Here is a 12,575-nt window from a genome sequence, read left to right on the forward strand (position 1 = left end):
TTGATGATCGGTGTGGGGGAGTCAGGTCGCTGCAGCTGCGGTGATGTTGTTCCAGCGCTGGTGACATGCCTGGGCGACGGCTTGATGGCGGCGGCGCCAGGCCGACCAGTGCAGGGCGTGGTCCGTGTCGCGGTTCGGCAGGGGCAAGGCGGTGATGCGGAGCAGGGTCAGCAGCTCGCGTGCGCTGACGGGGATGAGGTCGCTGCTGCCTGTGGTGGGGGTGGTGCGGGCGAGGGTGACAGTCAGGACGGCAGCGGCCAGCAGGCTGAGTAGACTCCAGCGCATCCAGGAGTTCCAGCAGGTCACCTGGCCCTGGTCGAGTCCGGTCGCGCCCTTGGCGAGCTGGAAGTCTTCCTCGACCCGCCACCTGGTGCAGATCACGTGGACCAGGTCGGCGAGTGTGACGGGGATGGCTGAGTGGCAGCGGTAGAAGGAGAGTTCCCCGGTGAAGCGGTGGCGGCGTACGACGAGAACGGAGTGTCCGTCTTCGACGCGGTTGCCGGACTCCGGGGCGTCGTCGGCCAGAACACCGATCCACGCCCAGTCGTAGTGACGGTCGCCCTTGAGGCCGTGCCCGGTACGCATGCGCATCCACGCCTGCCGGGGCAGCCGCCTGGCCAGGGCGTTGGCGGTGAAGCCGCCGGCGGGGGTGGCCACGGTGTGGTCGGCCCGCACGGCAACCGCGTAGTCGAAGGCGAGCTCGCGGGCGCATCGGCGCAGGTCGCGACCGCCGTAGACCTCGTCGCCGGCCAGCCATCGGGCTTCGACACCCAGGGTGCGGGCCCGGCGGAGCATCCCGGCGGCGAGCTGGGGCTTGGTGGAGAACTCGATCGCGTCGGGCACGTGGGTGAGCAGGCGGCGTTCCTCGTCCCTGGCCCAGTCGGTGCCCAGGTACAGGGCGCGGTCGATCAGCGCGTGGCCGCGCGGGGAGGCGTAGGTGAGGTGGACGGCGACCTGGCACAGCCCGACCCCGCCCAGCGCTCCGGAGTACTGGTGGGCGGCGCCGACCGCGTCGGTGGAGGACTTCTCATCCCCGGTCTCGTCCACGATCAGCACCGCGTCACTGTCCGCGAGTTCGCCAGCCGTCCAGGCGGCCATCCGGTCACGCACCCCGTTGTGGTCCCACACGCCCCGCGACAGGAAGTGCTGCAGACGCGACGGGCTGCCATGGCCCATCGCCTCCGCGAGCGTCCAGCAGTTACGGCTTTCCAGACCCATCAGCATGGCCTGGGCCATCTCCCGGGCCAGTAGCCGGGACTCCCGGCGGGGGAAGCAGTCGGCCACCGCCGCCATCACCGCCCCGAAGCAGTCCCGCCACGTCTCCCCGGCTATCGTGGCCTCCCCGGCCACCGCGTCATGGCTCGTCGTCACAAACGATCATCGTCGCGGTGGCCGTTCCCGTCTCCGCAACCACCCCACCCGAAACGGCTGACCAGCACGAACGCGTCAACGATCAAGAACTACAGCTGCCGGGACTGATGCAACCCGACACCATCGTCCTCGTCCACGGCTTTTGGGTGACGCCCCGGGCTTGGGAGAACTGGATCGCCCACTACGAGAACAAGGGCTTCCGTGTCATCGCGCCGCCGTACCCTGGATTCGAGGTGGAGGTCGAGGCCCTCAACGCCGACCCGGCCCCGATCGAGACTGTGACTGTTCCAGCGATCATCTCCAGCTTGGAGAAGCTGATCACGGGGCTGGACCGGCCACCCATAGTGATGGGTCACTCCGCCGGCGGCCTTTTCACGCAGATCCTCCTGGACCGCGGCCTCGGTACCGCCGGAGTGGTGATCAACTCCGCGCCCGCTGAGGGCGTGCCGGTCGTACCCCTGTCCCAGATCCGGTCCCTCTTCCCTGTCCTGAAGAACCCGGCCAACCGGCACCGCGCCGTCGGACTGGACTTCGACCAATGGCGCTACGCCTTCGCGAACACGTTTCCCGAGGGCCAGGTCCGCACCACGTATGAGCGCTACCACATCCCCGCACCAGGCAGCATGGTGTGGAGCGGCTCGCTGGCCAACCTTCACCCCGGCCACACCGACACGTACGTGAACTTCCACAACGCCGAGCGGGCGCCCCTGCTGTTCCTCTCCGGCGAAGACGACCATGTCATGCCACCGAAGGTCCAGATGTCCAACGCCAGGCACTACAAGGCGGAGGGCACCACCACCGAGGTCAAGGTGTTTCCCGGCCGCTCCCACCTGATGGCCGTCCAGGACGGGTGGCAGGAGATCGCCGACTACGCCCTGGACTGGGCGCTCGCCCACTCCTGATTCGGCATCCAAGGCCGCACCTTCTGACGCCTGGCACTGTGACCGCTCGCCCCACCTGATGGCAAGGGAGCGAGCTGCTGATCCGGTCCCGCAAGCGCCAAGCCGAATAACACTGGAAAGCCCTCCGCTCCTACGGTCGACATACCGGACCGGAAGGGAAGGTTTCGCCATGCCCCTGCACGGATTCATCCCCATCCAGAGTTGATCAACCCATTCACCCCGAAGTAATCGACTTGGACCTATGAGAGGGCCCGCATCGGAATGTGCGGGCCCTTTTGTGTACCTCCGCTGTCCCACCTGTGTCCGACTGGCCGGCTGCGCGGTCACAGACGGCTGCAACACCCACAGGTCCCGCAGCACGTCGGCAAAGCCGACGACTCGATAGGTACGGGGTCGGAGGCGACTTCCGGTCTGATCTGAACCACAAGGCGTTAAGTGCGGGATGCAGAGCGTCCCCTACTTGCGACGAGCCGCAGCTCGAGGTGGGCGAGAAGGTCACCCACAGGCCGGGCGGATCAGCCTGCGACGTGGAGCTTCACCCGGCCGGCAACCCGACCACAGCCTCACCTGGCCTGACGGGAGCCGTTACCAGTCACGGCCGCAGCACTGTCACAAAACCGCCCGCTATCCGGTCATTCCATGAAAAAGGGGCACATCAATCGAGTCCCATACCGCCGGCTTTCCCAGACTTCCCTAGGACAGCACTTGATGACCACGACCAGCCTCGACGCAGTGACACTCGGTAAGCAGTTGAACGCGTCTGATATATCCGACACGGCAATCGCGCTGCTCGACGAGCAGGGGACGGTCGTCGCATGGACACACACCGCCGAACGGCTCGTCGGATACTCCGCCAGGGACGCTGTGGGCCGGTCCGCCGCACTCGTGCTGCCCTCCTTCAAGGAAGCGACGCCGACGTCAGCGTTCGTCGAGCAGTGTCATGCCGAAAACGGCTGGTCAGGGGCGACAGCGGTGCGCCATCGGGATTGCCGTGTGCTCGACGTCAGCGTGCGGATCACGATGCTGCGCGGTCAGGACGGGACCGCGCGATGGCTCGCGTCCGTGACCGACACCGTCCCGCAGTCCGGGGACCCGATAGACCGATCGGTGCGGGGGCCGCTTCTGGCCCGCGCGGGGATCGGTGTGGGCATTCGTGACCGGCAGCTGCGGTCCACCTACGTAAACGACGTTGCTGAGAGCCACGACGGCATTCCTCGTGACCGACGCCTCGGACGTCGATTCACCGAGGCACTGCCCGGTGCCAATGCCGAAACAATTGAGGCGGTCATGCGGCAGGTCGCCCAAAACGGTGCGACCAAGATCCTCGAGTACCGGACGTGGCTGCCGACGAACCAGGGCCCTGAGCATCAGTTCGCGGTCTCGTTCCAGTGCCTCCAGGGTGCCGACGGCGAATCGCTGGGGGTGTGCGTCATCAGCGCCGACATCACCGCGAGTTGGCAGGCGCGTGAGCGCCTCGCCGTCCTCAGCCAGGCCGGTACGCGCCTTGGCAGCACCCTGGATGTGATGCAGGCCAGCCAGGAACTGGCCGACCTTGCCGTGCCTCTGCTCGCCGACTACGTCGCCGTGGACCTGGAGCAATCGATCTCGATCGGGGAGGGGCCCCCGGTCGGCATCAGCGCGACGACGGGCAATCGCCTCCCCACTTTCCGGCGGGCGGGTCTGGCCTCGATTCACCAAGGCGTGCCGGAATCCCCATGGATGCGCGGCGAGCCGGTCAACGTGCCTCCCGCCTCACCCTTCGCCTCCGTGCTGCGCGACGGGAAGTCCCGCCTGCAACCGGTCCTCGACACCGCTCCGGGCACATGGGTCGACGAGGTACCGGAACTGGCGCACAGGGTCCGCGAATTCGGCATGCACTCGATCATGGTCGTACCCATCCGTGCACGGCGCGCCCTGCTGGGCGTGGCGCTGTTCGTCCGCACAACGGATCCCGAGCCCTTCCATGAGGCCGATCTGCTCCTGGCCGAAGAACTCGTCGGCCGCGCCGCGCGCGCGTTGGACAACGCCCGTCAGTACGCGCGCAAACACACCGCCGCCCTCACACTGCAACGCCATCTACTCCCTCGCCAGTTGAGGGGCGGCACGGCGGTCGAGGTGGCGTCTCGGTACCTGCCCGCGGACGTGGACCACGGTGTCGGCGGCGACTGGTTCGACGTGATCCCGCTGTCCGGCGCGCGGGTGGCGCTCGTCGTCGGAGACGTGGTCGGACACGGCCTCCACGCCGCGGCGACCATGGGCAGGCTCCGCACGGCCGTCCACACCCTCGCCGACATGGACCTGCCCCCCGACGAACTGCTGGGCCACCTCGACGACACGGTCCAGCGGCTGGGCGAGGAAGACGCCGACACCCCGGACCAGGCCCATGTGGTGGCGGGCGCCACCTGCCTGTACGCCGTCTACGACCCCGCCTCCGGCCGGTGCACCATGGCATCGGCCGGCCACCCCCCGCCCGCGATCATCGACCCGCAGGGGCGGGTCTCCTACCCGGACCTCCCCACCGGAGCCCCCCTGGGCGTCGGCCTGGGGGACCCCTTCGAATCCGTGGAACTGGAGCTGGCCGAGGGAAGCGTCCTCGCCCTGTACACCGACGGTCTGATCGACACCGGCGACCACGACATCGAAAAGGGCATGCACCGGCTGGGCAACGCGCTCGCAGAACCGGGCCGATCCCTGGAAGACCTCTGCGACATCGCAACGAAGACCGTCCCCGACCAGGCTCCGTGCGACGACGTCACACTCCTCCTTGTCCGGACCCGTTCTCTCAGCCCGAGCCGTGTGGTCTCCTGGGAGCTGCCCGGTGACCGGTCCGCCGTCTGTCGCGCCCGCAACCTGGCCACACGTCAGCTGGCGGAATGGGGCCTGGAAGGTCTCGAGGACGACACGAAACTGATCGTCAGCGAACTCGTCACCAACGCCATCGGCCACGGCACCGGACAGATCGAGCTGCGGCTCATCCGGCACCAGGTCCTGACCTGCGAAGTGTCCGACGCCGGCCCCTGCCCTCCGCGTCCGCGTCGCGCACGCGCCACGGACGAGAACGGGCGCGGCCTCTTCCTCGTCACCAACCTGTCCCGCAGGTGGGGCTCCCGCTCGATAACGGGCGGCAAGGTCGTCTGGGCCGAACAAGACCTCCCCCACACATCCGGCCCCCGATCGGCGGCTGCCTGAGCCCGGATCCACCGGCTTGATTTCGGTGTGATCGTTTCGGGGTCGTGCAGGCCGTGTCGGGGTTGAGTTGCGGATTCGGGCGTGGGGTGGCCGCTGGTCTGTCCAGCTCTTCCACTTTTCCGCAGGTCTCGGGCTCTTTCGGGCAGGTCGGTCAGGGAGTGTCAGGGGGCTGGTGGCGCGTGCACGATGTTGAAGAGCTGGGTGAAGTTGGTGCTCCAGGGCCAGCGTTCGGGCAGGTGCAGGGTGAGGCGGCGGGCCGAGCGGGCCAGGCGGGCGGGCACGTTGATCAGGTGGTCCCGGATGGTGGCGGTGGTCGCTCTGGCATGGAACGTGCCGGCCAGTGCGCCGGCGGCGCGGGTCAGGTTGTGTGCCAGGGCTGCCAGGGCGAGCCAGGCGGCATTGGCCTGGAAATGCCCGGAGGGCGCGTGGGCGAAGGCGCTGTTCTTGACATCCGCGATCACCTGCTCGACGACGGCGTGCCGTCGATGGTCACGCTCGGCATCGTTCACGGAGAGCGGGGAGTCGGTGAACGCGGCGTGGTAGCGCCAGGTGTCAAACAGCGTGCCCTGTCCGGCGGGGACGGCTTGCGCGCTCAGGCGTTTGACGCGGCGCACGATCAGACGGGCGGTGACCTGCTGCTTCTTCGGCTTGGAAGTGAAGGCGGTGTAGGTGGTCTCGGCTATCTCGGCGTCGGAGATCCAGCACTGGCCCTCCTCGTCCCAGACCGCCTCGGGGTACTTGATCGGCGTCCAGGCGTCCTCATCGATGCGGGCGATGGCGGTCTTGACGGAAGCGTTCATCCGCACGGTGATGGAGAACCGCGCGCCCAGCGCCCGGCAGGAGTTGACGACATCGGCGCCGTAGAACGCCGAGTCCGCGCGCATCACCAGCAGGCCGCTGGCGCCGCAGGCGCGGGCGGTGCGGATGGTCTCGGCGACGAACGCCGCCGCTCCGCGCGCGGAGTTCGAGGGTCCCTTGCGTAGCCTGGTGGCGGCGATGACCGGGGCGGCCAGGGGTGTGGAGACGATGCCGAGCAGCGCGTTCAGGCCCTTGACCTTGCTGTATCCGTAACCGGCGCCCTGCTTGGCGTAGCCGTAGGTGCGGCGGATGGTGTCATCGATGTCCACGTAGGCGACCTGGTCCGCGCCGGGCAGCAGCGGGGCGTGACGGGCCAGTTCGGGAAGGAACCGGCGGGCCACAGCGTGCAGTTGCTTCACATGCCCGTGGGTGAAGGAACGCAGGAACGACCCCAGCGTGGACGGGGCCCGCACACCGGAGAACAGGCGGCCCATCGCGCCGTGCCGCACCCGGTGCATGTCATCGATGCTGTCGGCGCCCGCGACCATGCCACCCACCAGCGACATCACCTTCGCCGCGGGGAAGGCACCGGTGCCGTCCTTCGAGGCCGGCAGACGGATGTACTCCCCGACCAGTGCGGGCAGACCGCACCGCTCGGCCAACCGCACCACCGGCTCCAGGCCGCCGTACGCGATCAGGTTCGGGTCGTCGAACGCGGATGAGACCGCCGCCGCGGCATGGGAAGATTGCATCTCGGAAGTGCCTTGCTGATCGTGCCTGATGTGGTCCTAGAGAAACCCCATCATCGCAGGTCACAAGGCACTTCTTCGTTCCCCGAGAAACCGTCCACAGGCATCAAGCCGGTGGATCCGGGCTGAGGCGAACCCACCGACCTCGCGAAGCGGGCTGCGCAGGGGCGTCCGACACACCCTGCCACGGGGTCGCGCGCGGCTTCGTGCCGTTCGTCGTATGTCCTACCTCCTTGGGCATGGCCGCGCGTACGGCGCGCAGTCAAACGACTGATGCTTGGGCTCGTGGCACGAGTCGAGACTGGTCCCACATCTGTTCGGGTAACAGTGGACCCACGAAGGCACATCGCAGAATGACACCACGGCGGCAAACATCACCAGTACCTCGACCGACCAATTCTGAGACAGCACGCTTGTTCACATCGAATTATCGAAAAGTCTTCCCCGAATCAAAAGAGATGGCAGCCCCAGGGCGACGGTATCCGTGCCGACCGCGAGCCATGACCCAACTCCAGACGGTTAATAAACCGCCCCCGCTCTCAAAAGCCCGTCGCTCTGGGTTCCACGAAGACGCGGCCTTCTTCCTCGCGATGCGTCCTCTTGCCGGATGATGTGCGGTATGCGGGTGCAGATCTGAAAGGACGATGATGCAGGCCCTCGGAATGTCTGATGCCGTCATGCTTGGCGAAGCCACGCGCCAGTTCGACGAGGTGCGCCCAAAGCTCGTCGAAGTCGCCTACCGGATGATCGGGAGCGTTGCTGAAGCAGAAGACATCGTTCAGGAGGTCTGGTTTCGGTGGCAAGGTGCCAACCGGTCGGGGATACCCTTCTCAACAGAATTCCTGATGACGGTGACCGTGCGCCTGGCGTTCAGTTGTCTTCAGTTGGCTCCATTTCGGCAGCAAACTTACATCGGGCCCTGGCTGCCTGACCCCGTCGACACGAGCCTGAATCTACAAGCGGGCACTCAGCAGGACGATACGCTCAGCTTCGCGGTTCTCGTCCTCATGGAGAGATTGAGCCCGAAGGAAAGGGCCGCCTTCATCCTTCGGGAAGTACTGCACTACCCCTACGCACATGTAGCGGCCGCCCTGCAGACCAACGAAGAAGACGCTCGGCAGTTGGCCGTACGAGCCCGGAAGTACCTCAATGCGGAGCACGGCCCCCACACTTCGGGCGACTGACGCAACAGTGTCGGGGCAGCCCGGCCGGGCGCCGACGGTTCAATCCAGGCCGTCAGGCACGTCGGCCGCGGAACGTACCTCGTCGAGGGCGGCCAGCGCGGCGGCGAGCTTGCCCCGGCCGGTCACTCCCAGACGGGGATAGATCCGATACAGGTGCGCTCCTACGGTGCGGTGGGAGATGAACAGACGTTGGCCGATCTCCCGGTTGGTCAGCCCCTGTGCCGCCATCTCGGCTATCTGCATCTCCTGGGCAGACAGGTGCTCGCTGCCGTTCGCCGACCGCCGGCCGCCGAACTCGCCGGCGGCACGCAACTGCTCGCGTGCGATGTCGGCCCAGGGCTGCGCGCCGATCCGGTCGAACTCGTCCCTGGCCAGTCGCAGCGGGTTGCGGGCATCGACGTTGCGGCGTTGCCGACGTAGCCAGCGGCCGTGGTGCAGGTGCAGCCGGGCGCGCACCAATGCCGAGTGGCTCGGCAGTGCGGCGAGCGCGGCGGCGTAACGCTCCTCTGCCGCATCGTCCGTAGCCAGCACCGCGTCGGTGTAGGCGTGCGCGACGACCATCATTTCCGAGGGCAGCCTGCGGGCCAGCAGAGGGAGTGCGGCCAGCACTTCCCGGGCCTGCGCGGTGGTACCGCCGGCCACCGCGGCGTCGGCCAGATCCGGAGCGACCAGCCAGCAGCGCACCGAATGGTGGTGAGGATCGGCTGGGTCGAAGGCGCGCGCGAGAAGGTCGTAGGCTTCCGTGGGGCGGCCGTCGAGGAGAGCAAGCAGGCCGTCCGTCTGCAGCGAGGCCACCCCGGCGAACGGCATGCCGGAAAACAGGTCGTGAGCGCGCAGCTCGCGGACTGCCCGTGCCGCGGCCTCGGTCTCTCCGCGTAGCGCCGCCACCAGGCCGGCCGTGGCTTTGAGGTTCAGCCATGCGATCCGGTCCCCGGTCTCCTCGGCCAGGGCGAGCCCTTCGGCGGACTCCGTGCGTGCTTGGTCGAGCTGACCCAGGTAGGCGCGCGGCCAGCTGATGGCCAAGCAACGGGCGAGAGGCCCGAGTCGGCCTTGCGACTGCCACGCAGTGGCGATCGGCGCCAGATATTGGATAGCGCGGTTCAGCTCGCCCACGGCCATGGCGCCGCTGCCAAGGAAGTACAGGCTTCGGGCGTCTTCGTGGCTCGGGCTGAGGGCATCGAACCGCGCGATCACGTCGGCTCCCTGCTGGTATGGCGCGGTGTACGCCCGCACCATCAGCACGTGGGGAGCGTCCGGATCGGGCCCCCACCGATTGAGTTCGGCTGCGGTCCGGGCGCGCACCTGGGCGTCGCCGTCCTGGAAAAGGCATCGTGCCGCGGCACGCCACAGCACGTTCTCGGCGACGTCGGTGGCGTTCGCGTCGAACGCATCGGCTGCCGCGGAGACCATGTCCAGGATGCGCCGGTGTGGCGCGTCCGGTTCGAAGGCGGTCCTGCCGGCCACGAACAGGAGACGAGCTCGTTCTACCGGGCCCAGCATGCTCATGTCGATACGGTCCAACAGCACCTGGGTGGTCACGTGGTCGCTGATCTCGCTGGACAGCTCGGCCGCGCGTACCAGGATGCCCGCCCTGCGCTGTGCGTCCACGACGAGGTCGGCTGCCTGGCGCAGTGCCGGGACCGCCGCCGCCACCTTGCCGCCTGCCTGTGCCGCGTCGGCGAGGCACACGAGCCGGTTTGCAAGTTCCTCGTCCGGGCCTAGCGTTGCCGCCGCGAGGTGGGCGAGCCGGCGCTCGGGTATGTCATGCATCAACCCTGCCAAGGCGCGGTGGGCGGCCAGCCGATCGGCCACCTTGGCGCGGGCGTAGACAGCCGAGCGCATCAGCGGATGCCGGAACTCGGGAGTGCGGTCGACCACAGTGACCAAGCCGCCGTCCACCGCCTCCTGCAGTGCCTCGGCGCCGACCTCGGCTTCGCACAGGCGACTTGCGACGTCCAGCAGCCCGCTCAGTGGTGCGGTCGGCTCGGCGGCCAGGGCCAGCAGCAGCGTGCGGCACGCCCGACTCGCCGAGTCGGTACGTGCGGCGAACGCGTCCTCCAGCCGCCGCGTCAGCGGCAGGTCGTCCATCGCCGCGCGCGTGCCCTGCACCGCCTTGGGCAGCTCGATCAGGGCCAGTGGATGACCAGCGGCCTGTTCCAGGATGCGTTTCCTCAGCGGTGCAGGCAGGCCGGGCGCGCCGGCGTCGAGCAGCTCGGCGGCGGCTGTCGGGCCAAGCGGTCCCAGATGGAGGTCCAGGTTCAGGCCCGGACAGTTCGAGGCGGAGGAGGGCGTCCGTTCGGCGACGACGGCCAGTGTGGCGAAGTCGCTGGTGCGCCTGGTGACGAACCTGATCACGTCCCGACTGCACGAATCGATCCACTGCAGGTCGTCGACAAGCAGCAGGACCGGCTGCCGCTCGGCCACGTCGGCAAGCAGTTCGAGTACGGCAAGTCCGACACGGAAGAGCTCGGGCTCGGTCTCCCCGACGCCGAAGGCAGCGCTCAACGCCAGCCGGTGCGTGGCCGGCAGGGTCTGGACATCCCGGGCGACGGGTTGCAACAGCAGGTGCAGCGCAGCAAAAGGCAGGCACTGCTCAGCCTCCACCCCGGACGTGCGCAGCACCCTGAAACCACCCTCGGCGGCGTCGGCACCAACCGTACGCAGCAGAGTCGACTTCCCGACGCCGACGGTGCCCTGGACCAGAACGGCACCACCGTTGCCCGTCGCCGCTTCCGACAACATCCGACGCAGGTCGCGGAGTTCCTCATCCCGGCCGATCATTTCGGCGCGTGCTGATTCTGCTTCCCGCGTGATCTCCCAGCGCGCTCGGCGGAGCCGGAAGACCGGCCGGCAGCACACCAGCCATTGAACTCACTGAGCACGTGCAGATTTCTCCAATACGGGTCAATAGAGCATGGAACGAGCAGGAGGCCGCAATAGCCACCAAGTCGAGTGGGGAACTCCGATCCGCTTCGGCCTATCGCGTCATGTCCAGGCGGACGACCGCAGGGGCATTGCATGATTGGGATTGGTCCTGTTCGCCTGTCTCATGAGTGACGTGGCGTCATATCTGTTGTGCGGTAAGGGACCCGGGAGAGCAGAGCAGGCACGGTGCTGGTGATCATGTGGTTGTCGAGACCCATGAGAACCGAGCGAGACCGTGCCTGCCCGAACATCATCGCCCATCCCTTCCGCACTGGAGCAACTGGGCTCCCCGACTGATCCCCTCACCTCAAGCGATGTCGCTGACCTGCGGCGTTTCCTGATCCTGGTCGCCGATCCCCGCGATGCGCGAGGACTGCGGTATCCCGCCCTCGCGTTGCTGTGCGCAGCCGTCTCGGCGGTGCTGACCGGGGCTCGCTCACTCATCGCGATCAGCGAGTGGATCAGGGATGCCCCGCAGCATGTGCTGGGCGTCCTCGGCTTCGCTGCCGATCCACTTACCGGTCTGCGGCCGGTGCCGCACGCCGCAACCGTGCGCCGCCTGCTACAGCGTGTGGACGGTGACGCGCTGGACGCGGCGATCAGCGCGTATCTGCAAGCCAGAACGCCGCCCCCGGTCGAGCCGGAGGCGGAGAAAGGGCCGGTGCGACGGGTGATCGCAGTCGACGGCAAGGTGGTCCGCGGATCGCGAACCGCAACGGCCGCAGCGATTCAGCTGCTGGCGGCGATGGACCACCACGGTGTGGTCCTGGCCCAGCGGGAGGTCGCTTCCAAGAGCAACGAGATCCCCTTCTTCGCGCCGTTGCTGGACGGTCTCGAGCTGGAGAACACGGTGGTGACCGCCGACGCCCTGCACACCCAGCACGACCACGGGGCCTATCTGACCAGTCGCGGCGCGCACTACGTGGCCGTCGTGAAGAAGAACCATCCGGGCCTGTATGCCCAGGTCAGGAAGCTGCCCTGGCGGGACATCCCGCTCGGGCACCGCACTCGCGACCACGCCCACCACCGCGACGAGATCCGCCGGCTCAAAGTCGCCGCGTTCAGCCACCTCGACTACCCCGGCGCCCGCCAGGCAATCCAAGTCGTACGGTGGCGACGCGACTTGAGCACCGGGAAACTGTCCATCGAGCGCGCCTACCTGATCACCAGCCTGAGCGTCTTCGACGCCACCTGCACCGAACTCGCCACCTGGATCAGAGGCCACTGGGGCATCGAAAACCTCCTGCACCACGTGCGGGACCGCACGTTCCGCGAGGACGACTCCAAGGTCCGCGCCGGCAACCTGCCCCGCGCCATGGCCTCCCTGCGCAACCTCGCCATCAGCGTCTTCCGCCAGGACGGTCAGACCAACATCGCCGCTGCCCTCCGCCACACCGGCCGCGACTACCAGCGGCCGCTACGAGCCCTCGGTCTCACGTGACGAACCCAGACAGATC

Annotated in this window: 7 protein-coding genes; 4 read left to right on the plus strand and 3 right to left on the minus strand. The window is 67.8% G+C overall.

The window, feature by feature from the left end; genetic code table 11:
• Nucleotides 1-21 precede the first annotated feature (21 nt).
• Nucleotides 22-1,371 (minus strand): IS701 family transposase, encoded by a 1,350-nt coding sequence (locus ACQEXA_RS04310; RefSeq protein ID WP_433128752.1) that lies wholly within the window; start codon nucleotides 1,369-1,371, stop codon nucleotides 22-24.
• A 17-nt stretch (nucleotides 1,372-1,388) separates the two neighbouring features.
• Here ACQEXA_RS04310 and ACQEXA_RS04315 point away from each other — a divergent pair, with 17 nt between their 5' ends.
• Complete coding sequence (locus ACQEXA_RS04315) at nucleotides 1,389-2,273, plus strand: alpha/beta hydrolase (protein ID WP_433128754.1); 885 nt, start codon at nucleotides 1,389-1,391, stop codon at nucleotides 2,271-2,273.
• Between the two features lie 708 nt (nucleotides 2,274-2,981).
• A complete protein-coding gene (locus ACQEXA_RS04320; protein WP_432937102.1) occupies nucleotides 2,982-5,462 on the plus strand; it encodes a SpoIIE family protein phosphatase in 2,481 nt (826 codons plus the stop codon).
• Between the two features lie 161 nt (nucleotides 5,463-5,623).
• Here ACQEXA_RS04320 and ACQEXA_RS04325 read toward each other — a convergent pair whose 3' ends face one another.
• Nucleotides 5,624-7,012 (minus strand): IS1380 family transposase, encoded by a 1,389-nt coding sequence (locus ACQEXA_RS04325; RefSeq protein WP_433128756.1) that lies wholly within the window; start codon nucleotides 7,010-7,012, stop codon nucleotides 5,624-5,626.
• 659 nt (nucleotides 7,013-7,671) lie between these two features.
• Here ACQEXA_RS04325 and ACQEXA_RS04330 point away from each other — a divergent pair.
• Nucleotides 7,672-8,193 (plus strand): sigma factor-like helix-turn-helix DNA-binding protein, encoded by a 522-nt coding sequence (locus tag ACQEXA_RS04330; protein ID WP_433128758.1) that lies wholly within the window; start codon nucleotides 7,672-7,674, stop codon nucleotides 8,191-8,193.
• Nucleotides 8,194-8,232: 39 nt separating this feature from the next.
• Here ACQEXA_RS04330 and ACQEXA_RS04335 read toward each other — a convergent pair whose 3' ends face one another.
• Nucleotides 8,233-10,974 (minus strand): ATP-binding protein, encoded by a 2,742-nt coding sequence (locus ACQEXA_RS04335; RefSeq protein ID WP_432937097.1) that lies wholly within the window; start codon nucleotides 10,972-10,974, stop codon nucleotides 8,233-8,235.
• A 379-nt stretch (nucleotides 10,975-11,353) separates the two neighbouring features.
• Between ACQEXA_RS04335 and ACQEXA_RS04340 the strand changes: the two genes are divergently transcribed.
• Entirely contained in the window at nucleotides 11,354-12,559 is a 1,206-nt protein-coding gene (locus tag ACQEXA_RS04340; protein WP_432920353.1) for an ISAs1 family transposase, read from the plus strand.
• The last annotated feature ends 16 nt before the right edge of the window (nucleotides 12,560-12,575 follow it).

This window comes from Streptomyces sp. CA-106110 (assembly GCF_050936285.1).
Lineage (GTDB): Bacteria > Actinomycetota > Actinomycetes > Streptomycetales > Streptomycetaceae > Streptomyces.

Bases quoted from the DNA above. Each gene is read 5' to 3' on its own strand.
- ACQEXA_RS04330 (WP_433128758.1), top strand. From the start codon at position 7,672: ATGTCTGATGCCGTCATGCTTGGCGAAGCCACGCGCCAGTTCGACGAG.
- ACQEXA_RS04320 (WP_432937102.1), top strand. From the start codon at position 2,982: ATGACCACGACCAGCCTCGACGCAGTGACACTCGGTAAGCAGTTGAAC.
- ACQEXA_RS04335 (WP_432937097.1), bottom strand. From the start codon at position 10,974: ATGATCGGCCGGGATGAGGAACTCCGCGACCTGCGTCGGATGTTGTCG.
- ACQEXA_RS04325 (WP_433128756.1), bottom strand. From the start codon at position 7,012: ATGCAATCTTCCCATGCCGCGGCGGCGGTCTCATCCGCGTTCGACGAC.